This is a genomic window from Nocardioides sp. DN36 (assembly GCF_055380375.1).
Map to the genome: position 1 here is coordinate 2,452,434 of NZ_AP043823.1, position 22,923 is coordinate 2,475,356.

Consider the following 22,923-nt stretch of genomic DNA (forward strand, 5'->3'; position numbering starts at 1 on the left):
AACGCCGCCGAAAGCACGACGACCCGCCGGCCGGTGAGGCGGGCGGGTCGACGTGACGGTGCGGGTCAGGCGTCCTCGGAGGACTCCTCGGCCTCGGCGGCGGGGGCCTCGTCGGCCTCCTGCTCGGCCTCGGGCTCGCCGATGGTGCCGTCCGGACGGAGGTTCTTCAGCTCGACCACGTTGCCCGAGGCGTCCTTGACGACCGCGGACTCCACGATCCTGGCGAGCGCCTTGCCGCGCAGGATCTCCTGCACGAGGTCGGGGATGTGGTTGTGCTCGAACATGTGGTTCGCGAACTCCTGCGGGTCCTGGCCGGACTGCTGGGCACGGCGGACCAGGTGCTGCGAGAGCTCGTTCTGCTCGACGCCGAGCTCCTGCTTCTTCGCGATCTCGTCGAGGACGAACTGCGCGGCGACGGCGTCACGGACGCGGCGCTCGAGCTCCGCCTCGAACTCCTCGACGGTCTGCTTCTCGTCCTCGAGGTACTTCTCCATCGTGATGCCGGCGAAGGCCAGCTGCTGCTCGATGTTCTGGCGGCGGGCGTTCAGCTCGTCGGTGACCATCGTCTCCGGCAGCGGCACCTCCACCTTCTCGAGCAGGGCCTCCAGCACGGCGTCGCGCGCGGCGGCGGCCTGCTCGAGACGCTTGCCGCGGCCCAGGCGCTCGCGCACGTCGGCCTCCAGCTCCTCGGCGGTGTCGAACTCCGAGGCGAGCTGGGCGAACTCGTCGTCGAACTCCGGCAGCTCCTGCTCCTGGACCTGGGTGACGGCCACGGTGACCTCGACCTCCTCGCCGACCAGGTCGCCACCGACGAGCTGGGAGGAGAAGGTCGTCTCGTCGCCGGCCTTCATGCCGGTCAGGGCCTCGTCGAGGCCGTCGAGCATGCCGCCGCGCCCGACCTGGTAGCTCATCCCGGCGACCTCGGCGCCCTCGAGCACCTCGCCGTCCTTGGTGGCCTTGAGGTCGATCACGACGAAGTCGCCGTCAGCGGCGGCGCGCTCGACGTCGGTGAGGGTCGCGAAGCGCTCACGCAGCGCCTTGACCTGCTCCTCGACGTCCTCGTCGGTCACCTCGACGTCCTCGACCTCGGCCTCGAGGCCCTCGTAGTCGGGCACGGTGATCTCGGGACGGATGTCGACCTCGGCGGTGAACTCGAGGGTCTCGTTGTCCTCGAACTTGGTCACCTCGATGTCGGGCTGCGCCAGCGGCTGGAGGGAGTTCTCCTGCAGCGCCTCGACGTACTTCTGCGGGAGCACGTCGTTGATCGCCTGGTCGAGCACCGCGCCGCGCCCGACCTGACGGTCGATGACCATCGGGGGCACCTTGCCGCGGCGGAAGCCGGGGATGTTGATCTGCTGGGCAATCTTCTTGTACGCCGCGTCGAGGCTCGGCTTGAGCTCCTCGAAGGGCACCTCGACGGTCAGCTTGGCCCTGGTCGGGCTCAAGGTCTCGACGGCGCTCTTCACAGGTTGTCTCCTCATCTGGGTTCCGGTTGTGCGTCGGGGCGACAGGACTCGAACCTGCGATCTCCTGCTCCCAAAGCAGGCGCGCTAGCCACTACGCTACGCCCCGCCAAGTTGCCCCGAGAGGCTCCTTGGAGCGGATGACGGGAATCGAACCCGCGTAGCCAGTTTGGAAGACTGGGGCTCTACCATTGAGCTACATCCGCGCGCGCAGATCCACCCGACGGGTGTGGGGTGGGAGTCCGCGGGTGTCATCGTGCCACACGGCGACCCGAGCTCCCCAACCGAGGCGCACCCAGCGGGCGGCCGGCCGGTCCGGCGCTCAGCGCCGGTGGACCAGCAGCAGCGCCCGGTCGTCGTTCTGGGAGCCGAGGGTGTCCACCAGCCGGGCGGCTCCCCCGTCGAAGGTGCCGCGCAGCAGCCGCTCGGCCTGGCCGACCATCCGGTCGATGCCCAGCCCGATGTCCCGGCTCCGGGTCTCCACCATGCCGTCGGTGTAGAGCATGAGCGCGTCGCCGTGGCGCAGCGTCCCCGCCACGGAGGGGAAGTCCGCGTCCTCGATCAGCCCGAGGACGGGGCCGGTGGTCTCGAGGACCGTCCAGCGGCCCGAGCCGGCGGCGAGCTGCACGGCCGGCGGGTGCCCCGCGGTCCGGATCTCGAAGGCGCCCGACACCAGGTCCAGGGAGAGGTGGATCGCCGTGGCGAACCCCTCGTCCCACTGCTGGCGGAGCAGGTAGTCGTTGGCGGACGGCAGGAACCGCTCGGAGGGCAGGGCGGTGAGCAGGCCTCCGAAGGCGCCCGACAGGAGCAGGGCACGGGTGCCGGCGTCCTCGCCCTTCCCGGAGACGTCGACCAACGCGACCTCGAGGCGGTTCCCGTCCCGGGCACCGGTGGCCACGATGAAGTCACCGGCGAACGGCGTCCCTCCGGCGGACCTGAGGGCGGACTCGGCGTACCACCCCTCGGGCAGCTCCGGGATGCCGCCCTGGCCCAGGATCCGGTCGCGGAGGTCGACCAGCATCGACTCCCCGAGCGCACCGGCGACCCCGAGCCGCGACCGGCGGAAGCTGGTCAGCAGGATGATGAAGCTGAGCAGGAACAGGATCGCGACCGCCGCGACGGTGCGCGGCGTGATCGGGCTCTGACGACCGAGGGTCAGCATCAGCATGACCAGCACGAACACCACGAACCAGGGCAGCTGGCGGGGCCCGAGCAACAGGCTCCCGAGCAGCAGCGGGACGATCAGCGCGCTCAGCGGCATCACCATCGGCCAGGTGATGATCGCGGTCGCGACGAGGATGGTGCCGACCACCAGGGACACGATCTCGCGGTTCTGGCGGGGGCCTCCGCGACGCCAGACGTTCGTCCAGGCGCGGCGCGCGCTCGAGGGCCGCGCCGGTCGCGCCGGCGGGCTCGTATCACGCAGAGCGGTCATCGGTCCTCGGTCCTCGGTCGTTCGGGTCGACTCACTGTACGGCTCGCGAGCGGAACCGAGGCTGGCAACGCGGGCACCAGAACAGATTCCGGCCGAGCAGCTCCTCGGTGCGGATCGCGGCACCGCAGACATGGCACGGCTGGCCCGTCCGGCGGTAGACGTACACCTCGCCGCCGTGGTCGTCGACCCGCGCCGGACGGCCCATCGCCTCCGGCGTGTGCTCGGGCCGGACGGTGTCGATGCGTCCGGTGCGCACCCCCTCGGCCATGAGGGCGACCAGGTCGTCCCACATCGCCTCGAACTGCCCGATCCGCAGGGTGTTGCCGGGGCGCAGCGGGTGCATCCGGTGCCGGAACAGCAGCTCGGCCCGGTAGACGTTGCCGACGCCGGCGATCACCGACTGGTCCATCAGCAGCCCGCCGATCGGCGCCCGGCTGCGGCGTACCCGCTCCCAGGCCGGCCGCCAGCTCGTGTCCGGCCGGATCGGGTCGGGGCCGGAGCGCTCGACCACGGCGTCGCGCTGGGCGCGGGTGACCAGCTCGCAGGTCGTGGCGCCCCGCAGGTCGGCGTACGCGTCGCCGTCGGCCGCGACCAGCCGCAGCCGGACCTGGCCCACGGGGAGCGGGACCTCGGTGACCGCCGTGTGCACGTCGAAGTGGCCGTAGAGGCCGAGGTGCACGTGCACGAACCGGTCGTCGGGGAAGGCCACGAACAGGTGCTTCCCCCACGCCTCGGCTCCCTCGAGCACGTGACCGTCGATCAGCGCCGCGGAGTCCTCGAACCGACCCTGGGGGCTGCCGGCCCGGACCACGCGGCCACCGAACGCGGTCGACAGCTCACCGGCCAGCCGGTGGAGGGTGTGTCCCTCGGGCACGTCTGCTCAGGCGCCGTCCGCGGGGGCGCTCGGCCCCTGCAGCGCGGAGTCCGGCAGCGGGGGCAGCTCGCGGGTCGTCTCGTACGACGCGAGCTGGCCGATCCGGCGCACGTGGCGCTCCTCCCCGGTGAACGGGGTGCTCAGGAAGACCTCGACGAACCGGGTCATCTCGTCGAGGGAGTGCAGGCGGCCGCCGACCGAGACCACGTTGGCATCGTTGTGCTCGCGCGCGAGCACGGCGGTCTCCTCGGACCAGACCAGGGCCGAGCGGACGCCGATGACCTTGTTGGCCGCGATCTGCTCGCCGTTGCCCGACCCGCCGATCACCACGCCGAGGCTGTCGAGCCCCTCGGCCTGCTCCGCGGCGACGGCCTCGGCGGCGCGCAGGCAGAAGACCGGGTAGTCGTCGAGGGCGTCGTAGACGAACGGGCCGTGGTCGACGACCTCGTAGCCGTGGTCGACGAGCCAGGTGAGCAGGTGGTCCTTGAGGTCGAGGCCGGCATGGTCGGAGCCGAGGTGCACGCGCATGGCCCGCATCCTCTCAGAGGTGGCTCCGGAGGAATCCGGCCACCTGCCTGGTCAGCGCCTCGGCCTGCGGGAACACCTGGAAGTGCCGCCAGAAGCCGTGCACCTGGCCGAGGTAGCGGGTGCCGACCACGTCCACCCCGAGCTCCGCGAGCTCGGCGGCGAGGCGCTCGCCCTCGTCGCGCAGCGGGTCGTGCTCACCGGTGACCACCAGGGTCGGCGGCAGCGTGTGGAGGCGGTCGGACCGCAGCGGCGCGAGGTCCGGGTGCCGGAGGTCGTCCGCCGAGGCGGCGTACTGCTGCCAGTACCACTCCCCCTCGGCGGCGTCCATGCCGTGCGCCTCTGTCCGGTAGGAGTCGTAGCCGGCCTCGGGGTCCAGGAACGGGTAGACCAGCACGACGGCCGCGAACCGGCCGGGGTTGCGCAGCGCGGCGACCAGCGCGAGGTTGGCGCCCGCGCTGTCGCCGTGCACGAAGACCGGGCCGCGCAGGCCCTCCTGCTCAGCGTGCGCTCCCAGCCAGGCGAGCGCGGTGTCGACGTCGTCCGGCGCCGCGGGGAACCGGTGCTCGGGAGGGCGGCGGTAGTCGACGCTGAGGACGGCCGCCCCCGACCGGTTCGCGAGCCGGCGCGCGGGGGCGTCGTAGACGTCGACGTCGTGGAAGACGAAGCCGCCGCCGTGGAGGAGCACGACCACCCCGTCGGCACCGTCGGGCACGTAGAGGCGGCAGGGCACGCCGTCGGCGTCAAGGTCGCTCACCGACGCCACCGGCTCCTTGGGCTGCAGGGCCGCTGCTGCCCGGGAGGCGGCGCGGTCGCCCTCGATGTCGAACGACGGGTCGTGCACCGGCGTCTGCCCGGCCACGGCCGCCAGGGCGGCGCGGGCCTGCGGGCTCAGCACCGCTCCGTCACCGTCCCATGAGCACGTCCATGGCCACCGCGACGGCCGCGGCGACCCGGAAGTCCACGCGCTGGTCGGGCACCTGGACGGTGTAGTGGTCGCGCATGGTGGCCCGGCGCTCGACGCTGAGCAGCGGTCGACCCTCGGGGTCGGCGTAGTCGAAGTGGATGGGCAGGAAGTCGAGATCGGCGAAGCGGCGCAGCAGCGCCACGAGCTGGCTGCGCTCCTGGCCGGTGCCGGTGAAGCCGGGGCCCTCGACGTGGAAGGTCGAGCGCAACAGGCTGGCGGCGAAGTCCTTGCGGAAGAAGCCGATCTGCTGGCCGCCCTCGTCGTAGATGTCGTAGCCCGAGCTGAGGTCCATGACCGCGCGCGCCTTGAACGAGAAGACCGGTCGGGTCTTGGTGTCGTCGGAGAAGAAGGTCACCTGCTCCTTCAGCGCCATCTTCTTCTGCTCCGCCAGGCCCATCAGCTGGCCGGGGCTGCCGTCGGGGTTGGCGGCGACGATCTTGTAGCGGTTCGTCATCATGGCGAACTTCTGCCGCACGTAGAACGTGGGCAGGTACATGGCGGCGGTCATGGCCGGAACCCTACTGACCGCCATGATGGGCACGTGGTGCTCTTCGGCTGGTCGGTGCTCGCGCTGGTGTTCCTCGACGAGCTGCTCGCGATGGCGGCGTTCGGGATCTGGGGCTGGCAGGCCTGCCCGCGCTGGCTGCTGGTGTGGCTCCTCCCGCTGCTGGCGATGACGGCGTGGTTCCTGTTCGCCTCGCCCAAGGCTGCGTACGGCGGCCACCTGGTGCGACCGGTGGTCAAGACGCTGGTCTTCGTGCTCGCCTCGCTGGCCCTGTGGGACGCCGGGCACCCCGGGTGGGCGTCGGCACTGCTGGTCTTCTCCGTCGTCGTCAACGGCCTGGCACAGCTGCCTGCGATCAGGGCCCTGCCCGAGCAGGCCGGCGCGCGACAGCGGTGATCGCTGCTCAGCTGGTGGTGGCGGGGTCCCGCTGCCCGAAGCGAGCGAGCAGGTGCCAGGCCCGCTTGAGGGTCTGGGGGTCATGGGTGCGCGACCGGGCCGCGGTGCCGATCACGTCCGGCGTGAGCACCTGTCCCAGCGAGCGGGCGAGGGCGACGGGCTGCGGACCGCGGTAGGCCTCGTCGAGCCCCGCCGTCGCCACCTCGAAGCCCGGGTGCCACTCGACCGGGCAGCCGAGCCGCGCGGCGGCCTCGGCCACCGGACCCTCCCCGAAGCACGGGTCGAGCACGACCGCCTCGACGTCCCTGTCCAGCCGGACCCCGCCGTGGACGTGGGCCTCCACGTAGTCGTCGAGCTCGTCGTGCCCGGCTGAGTCCGCCATCGTGACCAGCTCCGGCAGCAGCTCGCGCCCCCCGACCGCCTGCGGCTCGAAGACCGAGTCGGGGAAGCAGAAGGTCGTTCGGTCGAGCGTCTCCGGGCGCAGCCGCAGGTGTGCCGACCCGAAGCGCACCGACCCGCCGTGGGCACGACGGCGGTGGTTGACCGCCCCGTAGACCGGTCGCTGCGCCGCCGGGCCGTCGTCGTACCGCCCCTCGAACAGGCGGCTCTCCCAGCGCCAGCGGTCTCCCCCGGGGTGAGCGGTCAGGCCACCGTTGGACGTGCCGGTCTCGAACTGCGAGCGGTAGGCACCGTCGCGGGCCAGCGACTCGATGACCAGCCCGTCCCCGAACGGCCAGTCCGGGTGGAAGTGGAGCGTGACGCTCAGCTCAGCCGCCAAGGCGGGCGAGCTCCTCCTCCACCACGGACGGGTCGAGCTTGCGGAAGATCGGCGTCGGCTTCTCCACCGGCGTGCCGACCTCGACCGGACGCGACGCCCACGCCGGCGTCGCGGAGTAGTCGCCGGTGATGACCGGGTAGGCATCCAGCCCGGCGCCCTGCTCCGGGTCGAGCTCGTCGACCCGCTCGATGCGCGGCATCGGCATCAGCTCGCCCTTGCCCCCGAACGTCGTCCAGACCTGGTTGGCGGCGTGCGGCAGGAAGGGGGCGAGCATCGTGTTGCAGTCGATGACGCACTGGGCGGCGACGTGGAGGACGGTCCCGAGCCGCTCGCGCTGCGACTCGTCCTTCATCTTGTAGGGCTCGGTGACGGTGAGGTACTTGTTCACCTCGCCGACGACCCGCATCGCCTCCGCGATCGCCGCCCGGAGCCGGTGCCGCCCGATCAGGCCGCCCACCGCGTCGAAGCCGCCGCGCACGGTGGCGAGCAGCGCCTCGTCGACCGGCTCGAGGGCGCCCGCGGCCGGGATCTCGCCGAAGCTCTTCGCGATCATGGTCGCGGTCCGGTTGACCAGGTTGCCCCAGCCGGCGACCAGCTCGGAGTTGTTGCGGGTCACGAAGTCCGACCAGGTGAAGGCGGCGTCCGACGTCTCGGGCCCCGCCGCGCAGATGTAGTAGCGCAGCGCGTCGGGACCGTAGCGGGACACGAAGTCGCCGACGTAGATGACGTGGCCACGGCTGGAGGAGAACTGCTGGTCCCCCATCGTGAGGAACTCCGAGGACACCACCTCGGTCGGCAGGTTGAGGTCGCCGTAGACGCCCGGCTCGCCACCACGGGTGCCGAGTCCGTCGTACGCCAGGAGCTCGGCCGGCCAGATCTGGCTGTGGAAGACGATGTTGTCCTTGCCCATGAAGTAGTAGGACAGGGCCTCCGGGTCGTTCCACCAGTCGCGCCAGCGCTCGGCGCTCCCCCCATCGCTGCGGGCCAGCCGGCGGGCCCACTCGATGGAGGCGGAGAGGTAGCCGATCACGGCGTCGAACCAGACGTAGAGCCGCTTGGTCGGCTGGCCCTCCCACCCGGGCACCGGGATGCCCCAGTCGATGTCGCGGGTCATGGCCCGCGGCCGGATCTCCTCGAGGATGTTCTGGGAGAACTTGATGACGTTGGGGCGCCAGGTGCCCGACGCCTCCCGACCGTCGAGCCACTCGCCCAGGGCCTCGGCCAGGGCCGGCAGGTCGAGGAAGTAGTGCTGGGTCTCGATGAACTCCGGTGTCTCGCCGTTGATCTTCGAGCGGGGCTCGATCAGGTCGGTCGCGTCGAGCTGGTTGCCGCAGTTGTCGCACTGGTCGCCGCGGGCGTCCTTGTAGCCGCAGATCGGGCAGGTGCCCTCGATGTAGCGGTCGGGCAGGGTGCGGCCGGTCGAGGGGCTGATCGCGCCGAAGGTCGTCTGCTCCACCATGTAGCCGTTGCGGTGGACCGTCCGGAACATCTCCTGCACCACGTTGTAGTGGTTGCCGGTGGTGGTCCGGGTGAACAGGTCGTAGGAGAGCCCGAGGTCGTACAGGTCCTGGACGATGATCGCGTTGTTCTTGTCGGCCAGCTCCCGGGCGGTCACGCCCTCCGTGTCGGCGGCCACCAGGATCGGGGTGCCGTGCTCGTCGGTGCCCGAGACCATCAGGACGTCGTGGCCCGCCATCCGCATGTACCGACTGAAGACGTCGGAGGGCACACCGAAACCGGCCACGTGGCCGATGTGGCGCGGGCCGTTCGCATACGGCCAGGCGACTGCGGACAGGACTCGACTCATGGGCTGAATCCTAGGAGTCGTGCCGTGACGCGCTCGACCCGGATTGCGACCGCGGACCGACGACCGGTCCCGCGGGCGTCCCAACGCGCCGGACACGGCTAGCGTTGCGGTCATGGGGACACTCATCGCCGAGGACCTGCTGCTGCTCCTGCTGGACGACGAGAAGGGCACCGTGTCCGCCTCGTCGTACGCCGACACCGCGCTCGGCGGTGCGCTGCTGACCGAGCTCGCGCTGGTCGGCGCCGTGACGGTCCCCGAGAAGACCAGCGTCTGGCGCAGCGCGCGGGTCCGCGCCGAGCCCGGGGCGGAGCTGGAGGATCCGCTGCTGCGCGAGGCCCTGGCGACGGTGGCGCAGAAGGAGCGTCCGGCCCAGGACCTCGTCGTGCGTCTCGGCAAGGGGCTGCGCGGCCGGCTGGCCGCACGCCTCGTCGACCGCGGCATCCTCGAGCGGCGCGACAGCCGGGTGCTGGGGATCTTCCCCCACAAGCGGTGGCCGACCCGCGACGCCGGTCCTGAGCTGCGGCTGCGCGCAGCCCTCACGGCGGTCCTCGTCCAGGGCGAGCGGCCCGACGAGCGCACGGCGGCGCTGGTCGCCCTGCTCGCCGCCATCGACCGGGCGCACAAGGTCGTCGACCACCCCGGGATGCCCTCGCGCGAGGTCCGCAGGCGCGCGAAGGAGGTCGCCGAGGGCGCGTGGGCGGCCAAGGCGGTCCGCGACGCGATCCAGGCGGCCACCGCCGCGATCACGGCGGCGATCGCCGCGGGGGCGGTCACCGCCGGGGCGACCGGCTCCGGCTGAGTCGGCTCAGCCCGACTTCTTGAGGACCTCGACGGTCCCTTCGCGCGAGCCCGCGTCCACGATGCCCTTGCCGAGGTAGCTGACGACGTACTTCTTCGTCCCGCCGTGCAGGTCGCGCACCACGACGCGGCGCATCCCGTCGCGCAGGCGGACGGTCAACGTCTGCGCGCCGACCCGCACCGTCACCTGCCCGCGGACCGTGTCGATCCCCGGTGCCGTGACCGCGACGAGCACCTCGGCGCGCTGGCGCAGGCCAGTCACCGAGACCTGGAGCCGGGGCACGGTGTGCACGGGGGCGGTCGGGTCGGTCGTCTGCGAGACCGGCTTCCAGCCGGGCTGGGCCAGGTCCGCGCGCACCGACAGGTGTCGGCCCACGTCGCCCTCGACGGGCGTGTACGACGGGCCGTCGGCGCCCGCGATCTCGACGCCGTCGCGCAGCCAGGTGTAGGTGACCGACGCGCTCGCCGGTTCGTAGGTGCCCGGCGCGACCTCGAGCGGGACGCCGAGCGTCGGCTCCGCCGGCAGCGTGAACGGCGCGGTCAGCCGCACCTCGCCCCCGAGCACCGACCCGGTCGGCGCCGTGCGGACCGTGGCCGGGTCGTAGCCCTTGCGGGTGGCCGTGACCTCGGCCGTCACGACGGCTCCGGCCTGCTCCTGGCCCAGCTCGAGCGACCAGCCGGTGGCGCCGGCGATCGGCGTGCCGTCCGCCCGCCACTGCACCGTCTTGGAGGTCGACCCCGGGGCCCAGCTGCCCTTGCTCACGGCGAGCACGGAGCCGACCTGGGGGTCTCCGGAGATGATCGGCTCGTCCACCGGCGTGATCACGCCGGGCGCGACCGCGGCGGTCTCGACGGACCTGGCGATGGCGGCGGCCAGGCCCGGCGCGGTCGCCGCCACCTGGACGGAGATCTGCTGGCCGAGCTTCCCGGCACCGAGGACGAGCGTCTTCTCCGTGGCGCCGCTGATCGCCTGGCCGTCGGCGAACCACTGGTAGGTGTAGCTCTCCGGCTCGGCCGACCACGTGCCGTTCGACGCGGTCAGCGTCTGGCCGACCTGCGGGGTGCCGGTCACGGTGGGCACCTGCTTGTTCCGCAGCGCCGCGTCCCGGAAGTGGATGAAGCCGCTGGGCCAGCCCCGGCTCCTGGTGACGCGGTGCCAGTGGAAGTCGCCGCCCCAGTTGTCGTCGGAGATCACGATCTCGCTGTCGGAGATGACCTCCTCGACGTAGGCGACGTGCCCGTTGCTGCCGACCGGGTAGACGCCGCCGTCCCACCAGGCGATCGAGCCGACCATGGGGGTGTCGTCGGTCAGGTAGGCCATCGCGTGGCCCCAGTTCGAGGCGTTGCCGCTCCCGGTCCACGGGCGGCTGTCGGGCATGCCGGCCTTGACCATGCGGTAGGCGGCGTAGTTGGTGCAGTTGTGGCCGCCGTACATCCGCCAGTACATGTGGCTCGCGTTCGCTGCGTACCCGGCGTTGGGGTAGCCCGCCGCCTTGCACGCGGAGTACCCGGTGCAGAGGGAGACGTAGTCGGCGGCGGCGGGGGCCGCGGGCAGGGCCAACGGGGACAGCACCAGCGCGAGCGTGACCAGGACCAGTCTCGCTCGCGACCGCAGGACTCCCCGGACGATGCGCACGAGGGGAACCTAGGGCCCGGCGTCAAGCGACACGCCGATGGATTTCGATCTTTACCGAACCGTTACCAACGGTGCGGGTGTGACAGGAGACGACTCACGAGTCGTCTCCTGTCCACCGTACGACGCGCCTCAGCTGAAGTCGAGAGGCAGGTTGCGGGTGCGCTTGAGCTCGAAGAAGTAGGGGTAGCGAGCCAGCTCCACGGCCGCGTCCCAGATCCGGCCGGCCTCCTCGCCCTTCGGGATCGAGGTCATCACGGGGCCGAAGAACGCCGTGCCCTCGAACGCGATGGTGGGCGTGCCGACCTCCTCGCCGACCTGGTCCATGCCGAGGTGGTGCGACTTCTTGATGTCCTCGTCGTACGACGGGTCGTCCATGGCGTCCGCGAGGCTCACCGGCAGACCGGCCTCCTCCAGGGCGGCGACGACCAGGTCGCGCGACTGCTCCTGCTGCTCGTTGTGCAGGCGGGTGCCGAGCGCGGTGTACAGCGGGAGGAGCGCGTCCTTGCCGTGCAGCTGCTCGGCGGCCATGCACACGCGCACCGGGCCCCAGGCGTCGGCGAGCTTGGCTCGGTACTCGTCGGGGATGTCCTTGTCCTGGTTCAGGTAGGCCAGGCTCATGATGTGCCAGGTGACGTCGATGTCACGCACCTTCTCCACCTCGAGGATCCAGCGAGACGTGATCCAGGCGAACGGGCAGCGCGGGTCGAACCAGAAGTCGGCGTTGGTCATGACTGTCCCAACGCCGGAGAGCCGGCCCTGATTCCCCAGATCGGGTGGCGACCTGGCCCCGTTCCGTAGTCCGGACGGGCCATGTCCGGGTCAGGACACGAAGGAGAGACCGAGTCCCAGCAGGGCGCACAGGCCCAGCGTGCGCAGCACCGACCACTCACGCACGAACACGAGCACCAGGGCCACCGCGAGGACGACGAACGAGGGCCACACGTACGACGACCACACCGGCACCACCAGCTCCACGGGGCCCGCGGACAGGGTCGTGGTGCGCGAGAAGAGCGTGTGCACCGCGAAGTAGACCGCGAGGTTGGCGATGACCCCCACGACCGCGGCGGTGACTCCGGTCAGGGCCGCCGACAGCGCCGTGCTCTCGCGCAGCCGCTCGACGTACGGCGCACCGAGGAAGATGAAGAGGAAGCAGGGCACGAAGGTCACCCAGACCACCAGCAGGGAGGCCAGGACCCCGGCCACCCAGGGGTCCAGGGAGCCGGGGTCGCGGTAGGCGCCGAGGAACGCGACGAACTGGACGACCATGATCAGCGGCCCGGGCGTGCTCTCCGCGAGCGCCAGCCCGCGCACCATCTCCCCCGCCGAGAGCCAGCCGAAGGTGCCCACCGCGGCCTGCGCGACGTAGGACAGCACGGCGTAGGCACCGCCGAAGGTGACCAGCGCCATCCCGCCGAAGAAGACGCCCTGGTCGGTGAAGACCGTCCTCGAGCCGGAGGCGAGCGCCCAGGCCACCACCACCGGCGCCACCCACAGCGCCAGTCCGACGGCCAGCACCGCCACGTTCCTCCTGGCCGACGGGCTGGCCCGGTGCAGCGCGTCGTCCGGGACCAGCGGTGGGACCTCACCCTCCGCCACCGGCAGCGCCGGGCGGGCCATCACCTCCGGCCGCCACCGCCCGAGCGCCCAGCCGGCCACCCCCGCCCCGATGATGACGAGGGGGAACGGCAAGCCGAGCACCGCGAGGAGCAGGAACGCGGCCACGGCCAGCCAGGCAAGCGCCCGGTGGCGCAGGGCCCGGCGCGAGATCCGGACCACCGCCTGCACCACGACGGCCACCACGGCGGGCGCGAGCCCGAGGAACAGGCCGGTGACCACCGCCGAGTCCCCGTGGGCCACGTAGACCCAGGACAGGCCCAGCATCGCGAGCACGCCGGGGAGCACGAAGAGCCCGCCCGCGACCACTCCCCCGACCCACCCGTTGAGCAGCCAGCCGATGTAGGTCGCCAGCTGCTGCGCCTCGGGCCCCGGCAGCACCATGCAGTAGCTCAGCGCGTGCAGGAACCGTCGCTCCCCGATCCAGCGGCGCTCGTCGACCAGCTCGCGCTGCATCACCGCGATCTGGCCGGCCGGGCCCCCGAAGCTCTGCAGGCTGATGAGCAGCCACGCCCTCGTCGCCTCGCGCAGCGGCACGACGTCTCCCACCCGGTTCACCCGCCCATCATCGCCGAAAGTGCAGTGAACGAGTCCAGTAAGCGCCGGGGTGGCGAAGATAACGATTTCTCTTCGGCACCGGACCCGGTGAGAGGATGCGAGACATGCCTGGAACCAACCTCACCCGGGACGAGGCCGCCACCCGCGCCGCCCTCCTGGACGTCACGTCGTACTCCATCGACCTGGACCTCACGACCGGCGAGAAGACCTTCGGCTCGACCACCACGATCCGCTTCACGTGCAGCGAGCCCGGCTCCTCCACGTTCGCGGACCTCGTCGACGCCACCGTCCACGAGATCACGCTCAACGGCGAGCAGGTCGACCCGGCCACGGCGTACGCCGACAGCCGGATCGCGCTCTCCGGCCTCGCCGCCGAGAACGAGCTCGTGGTGCGTGCGGACTGCACCTACTCCCGCACCGGTGAGGGCCTGCACCGCTTCGTGGACCCCGCCGACGACCGCGTCTACCTCTACTCGCAGTTCGAGGTCCCGGACGCGCGTCGCGTCTACACGACCTTCGAGCAGCCCGACCTCAAGGCTCCGTTCACCTTCCGCGTCACCGCGCCGAGCCACTGGAAGGTCGTCTCGAACGCCGCGACGCCCGCACCCCGGGACACCGGCGACGGCAAGGCGGTCTGGGAGTTCCCCGAGACCAAGCCGATGTCGACCTACATCACCGCGATCGTCGCGGGTGAGTACCACGAGGTCCTCGACACCTACGAGGGCAAGCACGGCGACATCCCGCTGGGCCACTACTGCCGCCAGTCGCTCGTCGAGCACATGGACGTCGAGGAGCTGGTCAAGCTCACCCGCCAGGGCTTCGAGTTCTTCGAGGAGCTCTTCGACTTCCCCTACCCGTTCGGCAAGTACGACCAGCTCTACGTGCCGGAGTACAACATGGGCGCGATGGAGAACGCCGGCTGCGTGACCCTGCGCGACGAGTACCTCCCCCGCAGCCGCCAGGACCGCTCGTTCTACGAGTTCCGCGCCGAGGTCATCCTCCACGAGATGGCGCACATGTGGTTCGGCGACCTGGTGACCATGAAGTGGTGGGACGACCTCTGGCTCAACGAGTCCTTCGCCGAGTGGGCCTGCTACCACGCGGCCGTCGAGGCCACCGAGTTCACCGAGTCGTGGGTCGGCTTCACCAACGCCCGCAAGAACTGGGCCTACCGCCAGGACCAGCTGCCCAGCACCCACCCGATCGCGGCCGACAACGTCGACCTGCGTGCGGTCGAGGTCAACTTCGACGGCATCACCTACGCCAAGGGCGCCTCGGTGCTCAAGCAGCTGGTGGCCTGGGTCGGGCTCGACAACTTCGTCGAGGGCATCCGCGGCTACTTCAAGGACTTCGCGTTCTCGAACTCCGAGTTCAAGGACCTGCTGGCCGCCCTCGAGAAGGCCTCCGGCCGCGAGCTCCAGTCGTGGGCGCAGGAGTGGCTGCAGACCGCGGGCGTGAACACCCTCTCCCCCGAGTTCGAGCTCGACGCCGACGGCCGCTACACCTCCTTCGCGGTCCGTCAGACCGCGGCCGCGGACCAGCCGACGCTGCGCCGCCACCGCCTCGGCATCGGCCTCTACGACGCGGTCGACGGCCGCCTGGTGCGGCGTACGTCGCTCGAGACCGACGTCGCCGGTGAGCTGACCGACGTCGCGGACCTGGTCGGCCAGCAGCAGCCCGACCTGCTGCTGCTCAACGAGGGCGACCTCGCCTACGCCAAGATCCGCCTCGACGAGCGCTCGCTGGCCACGGTCATCGGCGGCATCTCGACGCTCGACGACGCGCTCGCCCGGGCGCTCTGCTGGGGTGCGGCGTGGGACATGACCCGCGACGCCGAGATGAGCGCGACCGACTTCGTCGCCCTGGTGCTCTCCGGCATCGGCAGCGAGAGCGACGCCTTCGGCGTCAGCCGGATCCCCGGGTACGCCGCCCAGGCGGTCAGCTCGTTCAGCGCCCCCGCCAACCGGGCCGCCCTCCGGGAGACCTGGGAGCAGGGCCTGCGCAAGCTCCTGGAGAACGCCGAGGCCGGCAGCGACCACCAGCTCTCCTTCGCCCGCGCCTTCGCCGGTGCGGCGCACAGCGACGCCGCGCTCTGCGACCTCGAGGCGCTGCTCGACGGCACGCTGACCTTCGAGGGCCTCGCGATCGACACCGACCTGCGCTGGACGCTGCTCAACGGGCTCGCCCGCAACGGCCGCGCCGACGCCGACCGGATCGCCGCGGAGCTCGAGCGCGACAACACGATCTCCGGCCAGGAGCACGCCGCGGCCGCCCGCGCGCTGCGTCCGACCGCCGAGGCCAAGGCCGAGGCGTGGGAGATCGCGATGGTCCGCGACGACGTCGCCAACGAGACCCAGCGCAGCGTCGTGCTGGCCTTCCAGGTGCACGGCCAGGACGAGGTGCTCGCGCCCTACGTCGAGAAGTACCTCGAGGCGGCCGACACCCTGTGGGAGGAGAAGGGCACCCAGCGCGCCTCGACCGCGCTGGAGTTCATCTTCCCGCGGCCGCTGGCCAGCCAGGAGCTCCTCGACCGGGTCGACGCCTGGCTCGAGAGCTCGCCGGCCAACCCCGCGGCGAAGCGCTACGTGCGTGAGGGCCGGGCCGACGTGGCCCGCGCGCTGGCCGCCCAGGCCAAGGACGCCCAGGGCTGACCTGCCCGACCACGACGAAGGCCCCCGCCGCTCGGCGGGGGCCTTCGTCGTACGTGGTGGAACCGCCGAGTCGGCGCTGGATGACGCTGCTCAGCTCTCCGAGCTGTGCAGCGTCTGCGGGGCCCTCGCGTGCTCCGCGAGCATCTCGATGCCTCGCTTGAGGCCACCGACGAGGTCGCCCTCGGCGAAGCGGCTGCGCATCTCCAGCGCAGCGAGCTCGACCTCCGCGTCGTTGAGGGTGCGGCGGACGTAGCCGCCGGTCACGATCTCCAGGGCCCGCACGACCGGGTCGACCATGATCATGATGCTGCGCGTGGGCGCGACCAGGGAGTTGTGCAGCTGCGTCGCGAAGGCCCGGGGGTCACCCTCGGCCTGCCCGACGAAGACGGAGAACTCGCAGCGGCTCAGCTGCTCGGCGCGGCGGATCGCCTCGTCGATCGCGAACCTGTCGGCGCTGCTGAACTCACCAGCGGCCACTTGCGCCACCGGCCTTCGACTCCTCGGTGTCGGGGCCGGCCAGCTCGGCGGTGCCCTTGCGCGGGCCGCCGAACCACTGCTCCTCGACGGTGGAGGCGCCCGGCTTCACCCGCTCGCCCCGGACCAGGGCCGGCACGTAGACCGCCAGCGTGATCAGGAGGAAGAGCAGGAGCGGGATGCCACCGAGGATCAGCAGGGCGTGCAGGGCGGAGACGTCGTCGGGGTTGCTCCACCCCTCGGGAACGTCCGCACCGGCGGGACCGGCCGTCACCAGGCCGGTGACGGCCACGGCGGTCGCCGCGCCCAGGACGATGGTGGACCGGCGGACGAGAGTCTGGAGCGGAGTGGTCACGGCAGCAGGATATCGGCTCGCCGGCACCGCCCCTCGCGGCCTCCACGTCGGGTGGGTCACACCGGCGCGCACGGTTCGGAATCAGCCGCCGGACGTGGTCATACTGGGGCGCATGTTCGGCCTCGAAAGCACGCTCTCGCTCGACAACACCGACCCGTGCGCCGACGGTGAACAGGTCTGCAGCACGGTCTACGGGTGGACCGACAACCAGGTCCTCGCCAACGCCTCCGACGTCCTGATCGGCAGACCCCTCGCGATCCTGGGGCTGCTGGTCCTCGGCCTGGTCATCCGCTGGGTGCTCCACCGCCTGGTCGACCGGATCGTCTCGCGCGCCGAGGGCGGTGTGCTCCCGGCCAACCGGTTCACCCGCCACGGGAAGGGGACCGAGCGGCCCACCGCGCGCGACATGGTCACCGCGACCCGCCGCGTCCAGCGCGCCAAGACGATGGGCGACCTGCTCAAGAGCATCGTCACCGGGGTCCTGGTCGCGATCTTCGGCACGATGATGCTGAGCGAGCTCGGCGTCAACATCGCCCCGATCATCGCCAGCGCCGGCATCATCGGCCTCGCGCTCGGCTTCGGCGCCCAGTCGCTCGTCAAGGACTTCCTGTCCGGCATCTTCATGATCTTCGAGGACCAGTACGGCGTCGGCGACGTGGTCGACGTCGGCGAGGCCAGTGGCACCATCGAGGCCGTAAGCCTGCGCGTCACCCGGCTGCGCGACCTCAACGGCACCGTCTGGTACGTCCCCAACGGCGAGATCCTGCGGGTCGGGAACATGAGCCAGAACTGGTCGCGCGCCGTGGTCGACGTGAACGTCGGCTACGGGGAGGACCTCGTGCGCGTCCAGAGCGTGCTCAGGGACGTGGCCCACGACCTGTGGGAGGACGAGGACTACAAGAGCATCATCATCGAGGAGCCGGAGGTGACCGGCGTGGAGATGTTGATGCCCGAGTCGGTCACCCTGCGGGTCCTCATCAAGACGGCCCCCATGGAGCAGTGGGGCGTGGCCCGCCAGCTGCGGCAGCGGATCAAGGCCCGCTTCGACCACGAGGGCATCGAGATCCCCCTCCCCCAGCGCGTGATCTGGCACCGCGAGGAGAAGGCGGCCCAGGAGGCCGAGGGGTCCGAGGCGCCCACCGGTGCCGGGACCCACACCGGCTGAGGCCACCTGACGACAGGAGCCGGGACCCGCTGCTGCGGGTCCCGGCTCCTGCACGTCCGGCAGCGGGCGCGGTCAGGCGAGCGCCGCGTCCAGCGTGATGGTGGTGCCGGTGAGCGCCTGGCTCACGGGGCAGCCCTCCTTGGCCGCCTCGGCCGCCTTGACGAAGTCCTCGTTGCTCATGCCCTCGACGACGCCGCGGACGGTGAGCTTGATGCCGGTGATCCCGGTGCCGGGGGTGAACTCCACGTCGGCGCTCGTGTCCAGCGAGGTGGGCGCGGTGCCCTCCTTGGCCAGGCCGTTGGACAGCGCCATGGAGAAGCAGGCGGAGTGGGCCGCGGCGATGAGCTCCTCGGGGCTGGTCTTGCCGTTCGCCTCCTCCGCGCGGCTGGGCCACGACACGTCGTACGTGCCCAGACCGGAGGACTCGAGGGTGACCTTGCCGGCACCCTCGAAGAGGCTGCCTTCCCAGCGCGTGGTGGCCTTGCGGGTGGTTGCCATGTGTTCCTCGCTTCAACTCGACTGCGGTACGCGCCGAGTCTTCCACGCCGGTGCACGGGCCGGACCGGCCGCTCGGCACAATGGGCGCGTGACCACGTTCTATGACGAGATCGGCGGCTTCGAGACCTTCCGGAGGATCGTGGCCACGTTCTACGAGGGCGTGGCCGGCGACGAGGTGCTCCGCCCGCTCTACCCCGAGGAGGACCTCGGGCCCGCCGAGGAGCGCTTCCTGCTCTTCCTGGTGCAGTACTGGGGCGGGCCGACGACCTACTCCGAGAACCGCGGGCACCCCCGCCTGCGGATGCGCCACGCGCCGTTCGCCGTGACCCCCGAGGCGAAGGACCACTGGCTCCGGCACTTCCGGGCCGGGCTGGACGCGGTCGAGCTGACGCCGGAGCAGGACGCGAAGTTCTGGGAGTACGTCACGCACGCTGCACAGTTCATGGTGAACAGCTTCGAGTGAGGCCACACCGTGGCCGCGAAGAAACTTTCAGCCCACGTGTAACGCCGACCACCGGTCGCGACAGGTACCAGGTGACCGCGGCGGTGAGGAGCAGCTCCTCACCGCGCGACAAGCCGTCGAGCAATCGAGGAGTCACCAGCATGCGCAGGATCACCGCAGCGCGGGCCATCGCCGCCAGTGCCGCCATCGCCGCCGCCACCTCCGTGGGCGCGGCCTACGCCACCGGGGCCACCCCTGGCGGTGACGACACGGGCACCGCCGTCGTGAACAAGTACGGCCACCAGGTCGACGAGCACGCAGCCGAGGGCCAGGCCCGCGCGGCCGAGGCGCGCGCCCGGCACGAAGCCACCGACGGGCCCACCGAGGACCCGGCCGACGACGCCGGGGACGACGAGGCCACCGACGAGGGCACCTCCACCTCGACCGAGGACACCGAGGGCGACGACACCACGGCGGACGACACCACGGGTGACGACACGGCGGACGATGACACCACCGGTGACGACACCGACGGCACGGACGACGCGGGCGACCACCCCGGAACCACGCCGAACGAGCACGCCGGCGACCACCCGGACGAGCACGCCACCACCCACGGCCAGCAGGGCGGGGGCGAAGACTCCGACCACGGCGAGCACGCCACCCCGGACGAGCACGCCGGCGACCACCCGGACGAGCACGCCACCACCCACGGCCAGCAGGGCGGGGACGACGACTCCGACGAGGGCGACGACGCCGGCGACGACAGCGACTCGGGCTCCGACGACTGACCCGAGCGCCCCACGAACGACGTCCCGGCGGTAGCATCCCCCCGCGCTACCGCCGGGGCGTTGCCCCATCTCACGAGGCCAGACATGACCGACCACGGAGCCGACAGGACCGACCTGCGGCTCGAGATCCCCACGCTCGAGCCTGACGACGCCTTCGTCGCCCGGCTCGCGACCATCGCCGCGTCCTCCGCGCGCCCGACGCGACCCGCCCCAGCACGCGCCGACAGCTGGCGTGCGGGTCTCGCCGCCGCGGGCGTGGCCGCCGTGCTCGGTGGCGGTGCCTGGGTGGCAGCCGCGGTCACCGGCGGAGACGCCCCCGCACCACCCGCGCCGCCCGCGACCCGGCCGGGCGACCTCCCCAGCGCCCCGACCCCGCCGTCGCGCTCCGAGGCGTCCCCCGATGACGGGCAGCGGTCCGCGACCTCTCCGGCGCGCGGCACGGGCACCGTCCCCGCGGGCACCCGCGACGAGAGCTCCCCCGACGAGGGCTCCGCCGACCCGGGCGACCTCCCCGGGTCGACGTCCTCGGATCCTGGGGAGCAGCCCGGGCAGCCCGGCAGCGGCGGCGACCACGGCATCGCCGGGTCGGGCCACGGCCAGGCCGGCCAGCCGCACGGGCAGTCCGACGAGCCCGGGTCGAGCGGTGAGCACACCGAAGGACAGGGGCACCCCGACCACCCGGACGAAGGGGACGACGGGGACGACGCGGAGGGCGCGGAGGGCGCGGGCGACCGACCCGGCGACCACGCGGACCACGGCGGTGACACCGATGGTGACGCCGACGACGACGACCCGGCGGGTGGATGAGCGACGACGAGCTGGTCGGGCGGGCCAAGAGCGGTGACACCCACGCCTGGGGCGAGCTCTACCGGGCTCACGCCGGTCGTCTGGTGGTCTGGCTGGCCACCCGCCCCAGTGACGACGCAGCGATCTCCCCGGAGGACCTGGCAGCCGAGGCCTGGCTGACGGCCGCCCAGAAGATCCACGACTTCACCGGCACGTCGTCGGACTTCGCCGGCTGGCTCTTCGGCATCGCCCGCAACCTCGCAGCCAACTCCCGCCGACGCAGCAGGCGCCGGGACACCCAGCCCACCGACGAGGTCCCCGAGCTGGAGATCGCCGACGGTCCGGAGCCGGCCCTGGTCGCACGCGACTGGGTGGCGCACGCGCTGCGCGGGCTGCCGCCCCGCGAGCGGGACGTCGTCGCGTGCATCGACGTGGTCGGGCTCGACGTCGAGAGCACGGCTCGAGCGCTCGGCATCAGCCCCGTCGCGGTCCGGGTCGCCCGGCACCGCGGGCTCCGCCGCCTGCGCGGAGCCGAGGATCAGGCCAGCGCGCTCAGCAGCCGTTCGCGGTAGACCGCCGGAGGCGGTGCCGAGCGCTGCGTGTCCTGGTCGAAGAAGACGATGGTGACCCGTCCCTGGGAGAGCAGGGTCTCGCCGTCGCAGATGACTGACTCGATCGTCGCCGACCGCTCCCCCACGCGCGAGATCCACGACCACGCGTCGTACGGCTCGGGGCGGAAGAGGATCGGGACCTTGTAGTCGACGTCGGTCTGCGCCACGACCATGCTGACCGGCGGGGTCCCGTCGGGGAGGTCGCGCCACAGCCGGGCGGTCAGCAGGATCCGGGCCTCCTGGAGGTACTCGAAGTACTTCACGTTGTTCACGTGCCCGTAGACGTCCACGTCGGAGAAGCGCACGTGGATCGGGTAGTGGCCGACCTCGTCCCGCCGGGCCGGCCCCAGCGGCAGGCGAGGAGCCTTCTCCCAGGGGTCGTGGAACGCGGACAGGGTCTGGCGCTCGACGGGGGTCAGCCGGCGCGGGCGCTCGGTCGCGAAGACGTACGGCGTCAGCACCGTGGTCGCCCGCAGGTAGACGTGACGGCCCTGCGCGTCCTCGGGGTCGTCGTGGAAGATCTCGTAGGCCATCGTGAAGGAGGCCGCGCGCACCTCGGTGACCCAGCACTCGATCTTCACCGGCCGGAAGCGGAACTTCAGCGGCGCGAGGTAGGTCACCTCGTGGCGCACCACGACCACGCCCTCGGCGAGGTCACCGGTCTGCGCGGCGGGCCCGTGGGTCCGCAGCATGTCGACCCGCGCCTCCTGGAGGTAGTCGACGTAGACGACGTTGTTGACGTGACCGAGGAGGTCCATGTCGGCCCAGCGCATCGGACACTCGTAGACGTGGCGCACGCCCCAGATGCTGTCAGACCCGGCGGCCCCCCGCAGGGGCGCGGTCAGTGGGTGAGAGCCATCCCGCCGTAGTAGGCCCGGACGGTCTGGCGCCGGGCGAGACGGGTGCGCCGGTTGCTGACCACGAAGTCGGCGACCGCGGCGACGGCGAGGAGGCCGGCGACGGCGGCGAGGGCGAAGAAACCGACGAGCAAGGGGGTGAGCGAGCTGAGGTCGACGATCATGACGACATCCTTTCTACGTCTGTAGAATCTCTACACCTGTAGAAGGTACTCCCCTCGCTCGTTGTTCCCAACTGCGCCGGTAGTGTGCCGAGTCACAGCCCGCCGCCGCCCGCAGGAAGGTCCGCATGACCGTCGACACCGCGACGAAGCGGCTGAGCCCGCGCCGCCGCCAGCTGCTCGACGCCGCGCTGCGCGTGGTGGCCGACGACGGACTCCGCGGACTCACGCACCGGGCCGTGGACCGCCGCGCGGGCCTGCCGGAGGGCAGCTGCTCGGCCTACCTCCGCACCCGACGTGCCCTGCAGACCGCGTTGACCGAGCACGTCGTCGGTGCCCTGGCCGACGACGTGACCGCGCTCGCCGAGCAGCTGCGTGGCTGCTCCGGCGACAGCGACCGCGCGGTCGAGCTGACGACCGGGCTGTTCGCGCGCTGGCTGGACGAGCCCGAGCTGCTGCGCGCCAAGCTGGAGCTGACGCTCGAGGGTCCGCGGGACCCCGAGCTGGCCGCCCTCCTCACCGCGTCCCGCGCGCAGCTGGTCGGGGTCGTGGCGGGGATCATGAACGCCGCCGACCAGGCGCAGGGGGACGCGCGGGCCGAGACGCTGTGCGCGTCGTTCGACGGCATCCTGCTGGCCGGCCTGTCCAAGCCCGACGCCGAGCGGCGCGGATTCCTGGCCCGATCCCTGGGCCTGCTGATGGGCAGTCTCGCCGGCACGCCCGACGCGTGAGCGACGTGACCAAGGCCTCGTCCGGCCGCGCCGCGCAGCGTCTAG

25 protein-coding genes and 2 tRNA genes are annotated in these 22,923 nt (G+C 71.9%); 9 read left to right on the plus strand and 18 right to left on the minus strand.

Features of this window, described 5'->3' with window-relative positions; translation table 11 throughout:
- Positions 1-65 precede the first annotated feature (65 nt).
- From tig to ACZ43H_RS12655, 8 genes are all read right to left on the minus strand, one after another.
- Entirely contained in the window at positions 66-1,466 is a 1,401-nt protein-coding gene (tig, locus tag ACZ43H_RS12620) for a trigger factor (protein WP_464583229.1), read from the minus strand.
- Between the two features lie 33 nt (positions 1,467-1,499).
- Positions 1,500-1,572 (minus strand) — tRNA-Pro (locus ACZ43H_RS12625).
- Between the two features lie 23 nt (positions 1,573-1,595).
- Positions 1,596-1,669, minus strand: a tRNA-Gly gene (locus ACZ43H_RS12630).
- A 116-nt stretch (positions 1,670-1,785) separates the two neighbouring features.
- Positions 1,786-2,775: a PP2C family protein-serine/threonine phosphatase gene (locus tag ACZ43H_RS12635; RefSeq protein WP_464583231.1), complete on the minus strand. Its 990-nt coding sequence runs from the start codon at positions 2,773-2,775 to the stop codon at positions 1,786-1,788.
- A gap of 154 nt (positions 2,776-2,929) precedes the next feature.
- Positions 2,930-3,772 carry an Fpg/Nei family DNA glycosylase gene (locus tag ACZ43H_RS12640; protein ID WP_464583233.1) on the minus strand — a complete coding sequence of 281 codons (843 nt, stop codon included), beginning with the start codon at positions 3,770-3,772 and terminating at the stop codon, positions 2,930-2,932.
- Positions 3,773-3,778: 6 nt separating this feature from the next.
- The gene (locus tag ACZ43H_RS12645) at positions 3,779-4,300 is read right to left on the minus strand and encodes a ribose-5-phosphate isomerase (RefSeq protein WP_464583235.1); all 522 of its coding nucleotides are present in this window, start codon (positions 4,298-4,300) and stop codon (positions 3,779-3,781) included.
- Between the two features lie 13 nt (positions 4,301-4,313).
- Positions 4,314-5,195 carry an alpha/beta hydrolase gene (locus ACZ43H_RS12650; protein ID WP_464583237.1) on the minus strand — a complete coding sequence of 294 codons (882 nt, stop codon included), beginning with the start codon at positions 5,193-5,195 and terminating at the stop codon, positions 4,314-4,316.
- A 7-nt stretch (positions 5,196-5,202) separates the two neighbouring features.
- The gene (locus tag ACZ43H_RS12655) at positions 5,203-5,772 is read right to left on the minus strand and encodes an LURP-one-related family protein (RefSeq protein WP_464583239.1); all 570 of its coding nucleotides are present in this window, start codon (positions 5,770-5,772) and stop codon (positions 5,203-5,205) included.
- Between the two features lie 33 nt (positions 5,773-5,805).
- On the opposite strand from ACZ43H_RS12655, the gene ACZ43H_RS12660 reads away from it, so the two are divergent.
- On the plus strand, positions 5,806-6,165 hold the full coding sequence (locus ACZ43H_RS12660) for a YrdB family protein (RefSeq protein ID WP_464583241.1): 360 nt from the start codon (positions 5,806-5,808) through the stop codon (positions 6,163-6,165).
- A 7-nt stretch (positions 6,166-6,172) separates the two neighbouring features.
- Here ACZ43H_RS12660 and ACZ43H_RS12665 read toward each other — a convergent pair whose 3' ends face one another.
- A complete protein-coding gene (locus ACZ43H_RS12665) occupies positions 6,173-6,943 on the minus strand; it encodes a DUF3626 domain-containing protein (RefSeq protein WP_464583243.1) in 771 nt (256 codons plus the stop codon).
- Positions 6,933-8,750 carry a methionine--tRNA ligase gene (metG, locus tag ACZ43H_RS12670; protein ID WP_464583245.1) on the minus strand — a complete coding sequence of 606 codons (1,818 nt, stop codon included), beginning with the start codon at positions 8,748-8,750 and terminating at the stop codon, positions 6,933-6,935. Before metG ends, ACZ43H_RS12665 begins: the two co-directional genes overlap by 11 nt.
- Positions 8,751-8,862: 112 nt before the next feature.
- Here metG and ACZ43H_RS12675 point away from each other — a divergent pair, with 112 nt between their 5' ends.
- Complete coding sequence (locus ACZ43H_RS12675) at positions 8,863-9,549, plus strand: GOLPH3/VPS74 family protein (protein ID WP_464583247.1); 687 nt, start codon at positions 8,863-8,865, stop codon at positions 9,547-9,549.
- Between the two features lie 6 nt (positions 9,550-9,555).
- Here the strand turns inward: ACZ43H_RS12675 and ACZ43H_RS12680 are convergent, their stop codons facing one another.
- From ACZ43H_RS12680 to chrA, 3 genes are all read right to left on the minus strand, one after another.
- Positions 9,556-11,184, minus strand: a complete 1,629-nt coding sequence (locus ACZ43H_RS12680; protein WP_464583249.1) for a CHAP domain-containing protein — start codon at positions 11,182-11,184, stop codon at positions 9,556-9,558.
- A 129-nt stretch (positions 11,185-11,313) separates the two neighbouring features.
- Positions 11,314-11,913, minus strand: coding sequence for a mycothiol-dependent nitroreductase Rv2466c family protein (locus tag ACZ43H_RS12685; RefSeq protein ID WP_464583251.1), 600 nt, complete (start codon positions 11,911-11,913; stop codon positions 11,314-11,316).
- 90 nt (positions 11,914-12,003) lie between these two features.
- On the minus strand, positions 12,004-13,356 hold the full coding sequence (gene chrA, locus ACZ43H_RS12690) for a chromate efflux transporter (protein WP_464583253.1): 1,353 nt from the start codon (positions 13,354-13,356) through the stop codon (positions 12,004-12,006).
- Positions 13,357-13,460: 104 nt separating this feature from the next.
- Between chrA and pepN the strand changes: the two genes are divergently transcribed.
- The gene (gene pepN / locus ACZ43H_RS12695; RefSeq protein WP_464583255.1) at positions 13,461-16,007 is read left to right on the plus strand and encodes an aminopeptidase N; all 2,547 of its coding nucleotides are present in this window, start codon (positions 13,461-13,463) and stop codon (positions 16,005-16,007) included.
- 90 nt (positions 16,008-16,097) lie between these two features.
- On the opposite strand, the gene ACZ43H_RS12700 is transcribed toward pepN, so the two are convergent.
- Positions 16,098-16,493 (minus strand): DUF5130 family protein, encoded by a 396-nt coding sequence (locus tag ACZ43H_RS12700; RefSeq protein ID WP_464583257.1) that lies wholly within the window; start codon positions 16,491-16,493, stop codon positions 16,098-16,100.
- Positions 16,471-16,836, minus strand: coding sequence for a hypothetical protein (locus ACZ43H_RS12705; protein ID WP_464583259.1), 366 nt, complete (start codon positions 16,834-16,836; stop codon positions 16,471-16,473). Before ACZ43H_RS12705 ends, ACZ43H_RS12700 begins: the two co-directional genes overlap by 23 nt.
- Before the next feature lie 112 nt (positions 16,837-16,948).
- On the opposite strand from ACZ43H_RS12705, the gene ACZ43H_RS12710 reads away from it, so the two are divergent.
- On the plus strand, positions 16,949-18,001 hold the full coding sequence (locus tag ACZ43H_RS12710) for a mechanosensitive ion channel family protein (RefSeq protein WP_464583261.1): 1,053 nt from the start codon (positions 16,949-16,951) through the stop codon (positions 17,999-18,001).
- Between the two features lie 72 nt (positions 18,002-18,073).
- Here ACZ43H_RS12710 and ACZ43H_RS12715 read toward each other — a convergent pair whose 3' ends face one another.
- Positions 18,074-18,499, minus strand: a complete 426-nt coding sequence (locus ACZ43H_RS12715) for an OsmC family peroxiredoxin (protein WP_464583263.1) — start codon at positions 18,497-18,499, stop codon at positions 18,074-18,076.
- An 88-nt stretch (positions 18,500-18,587) separates the two neighbouring features.
- On the opposite strand from ACZ43H_RS12715, the gene ACZ43H_RS12720 reads away from it, so the two are divergent.
- The 4 genes from ACZ43H_RS12720 (at position 18,588) to ACZ43H_RS12735 (ending at position 21,090) form a co-directional block, all read left to right on the plus strand.
- Positions 18,588-18,962, plus strand: a complete 375-nt coding sequence (locus ACZ43H_RS12720) for a globin (protein WP_464583265.1) — start codon at positions 18,588-18,590, stop codon at positions 18,960-18,962.
- Between the two features lie 140 nt (positions 18,963-19,102).
- Positions 19,103-19,732 (plus strand): hypothetical protein, encoded by a 630-nt coding sequence (locus ACZ43H_RS12725; RefSeq protein WP_464583267.1) that lies wholly within the window; start codon positions 19,103-19,105, stop codon positions 19,730-19,732.
- Between the two features lie 84 nt (positions 19,733-19,816).
- Positions 19,817-20,539, plus strand: a complete 723-nt coding sequence (locus ACZ43H_RS12730; RefSeq protein ID WP_464583269.1) for a hypothetical protein — start codon at positions 19,817-19,819, stop codon at positions 20,537-20,539.
- Positions 20,536-21,090 (plus strand): RNA polymerase sigma factor, encoded by a 555-nt coding sequence (locus tag ACZ43H_RS12735; RefSeq protein WP_464583271.1) that lies wholly within the window; start codon positions 20,536-20,538, stop codon positions 21,088-21,090. Before ACZ43H_RS12730 ends, ACZ43H_RS12735 begins: the two co-directional genes overlap by 4 nt.
- Here ACZ43H_RS12735 and ACZ43H_RS12740 read toward each other — a convergent pair.
- Positions 21,057-21,926 (minus strand): acyl-CoA thioesterase, encoded by an 870-nt coding sequence (locus ACZ43H_RS12740; protein WP_464583273.1) that lies wholly within the window; start codon positions 21,924-21,926, stop codon positions 21,057-21,059. The genes ACZ43H_RS12735 and ACZ43H_RS12740 overlap by 34 nt on opposite strands.
- 44 nt (positions 21,927-21,970) lie before the next feature.
- On the minus strand, positions 21,971-22,150 hold the full coding sequence (locus ACZ43H_RS12745; RefSeq protein WP_464583275.1) for a hypothetical protein: 180 nt from the start codon (positions 22,148-22,150) through the stop codon (positions 21,971-21,973).
- A gap of 125 nt (positions 22,151-22,275) precedes the next feature.
- On the opposite strand from ACZ43H_RS12745, the gene ACZ43H_RS12750 reads away from it, so the two are divergent.
- A complete protein-coding gene (locus ACZ43H_RS12750; RefSeq protein ID WP_464583277.1) occupies positions 22,276-22,878 on the plus strand; it encodes a TetR/AcrR family transcriptional regulator in 603 nt (200 codons plus the stop codon).
- Positions 22,879-22,923 lie beyond the last annotated feature (45 nt).

Coding starts and splice junctions, on each gene's coding strand:
- pepN (WP_464583255.1), top strand. CDS start 13,461: ATGCCTGGAACCAACCTCACCCGGGACGAGGCCGCCACCCGCGCCGCC.
- ACZ43H_RS12725 (WP_464583267.1), top strand. CDS start 19,103: ATGCGCAGGATCACCGCAGCGCGGGCCATCGCCGCCAGTGCCGCCATC.
- ACZ43H_RS12730 (WP_464583269.1), top strand. CDS start 19,817: ATGACCGACCACGGAGCCGACAGGACCGACCTGCGGCTCGAGATCCCC.
- ACZ43H_RS12735 (WP_464583271.1), top strand. CDS start 20,536: ATGAGCGACGACGAGCTGGTCGGGCGGGCCAAGAGCGGTGACACCCAC.
- ACZ43H_RS12655 (WP_464583239.1), bottom strand. CDS start 5,772: ATGACCGCCGCCATGTACCTGCCCACGTTCTACGTGCGGCAGAAGTTC.
- ACZ43H_RS12685 (WP_464583251.1), bottom strand. CDS start 11,913: ATGACCAACGCCGACTTCTGGTTCGACCCGCGCTGCCCGTTCGCCTGG.
- ACZ43H_RS12750 (WP_464583277.1), top strand. CDS start 22,276: ATGACCGTCGACACCGCGACGAAGCGGCTGAGCCCGCGCCGCCGCCAG.
- ACZ43H_RS12710 (WP_464583261.1), top strand. CDS start 16,949: ATGTTCGGCCTCGAAAGCACGCTCTCGCTCGACAACACCGACCCGTGC.
- metG (WP_464583245.1), bottom strand. CDS start 8,750: ATGAGTCGAGTCCTGTCCGCAGTCGCCTGGCCGTATGCGAACGGCCCG.
- ACZ43H_RS12675 (WP_464583247.1), top strand. CDS start 8,863: ATGGGGACACTCATCGCCGAGGACCTGCTGCTGCTCCTGCTGGACGAC.
- ACZ43H_RS12745 (WP_464583275.1), bottom strand. CDS start 22,150: ATGATCGTCGACCTCAGCTCGCTCACCCCCTTGCTCGTCGGTTTCTTC.
- ACZ43H_RS12715 (WP_464583263.1), bottom strand. CDS start 18,499: ATGGCAACCACCCGCAAGGCCACCACGCGCTGGGAAGGCAGCCTCTTC.
- ACZ43H_RS12645 (WP_464583235.1), bottom strand. CDS start 4,300: ATGCGCGTGCACCTCGGCTCCGACCATGCCGGCCTCGACCTCAAGGAC.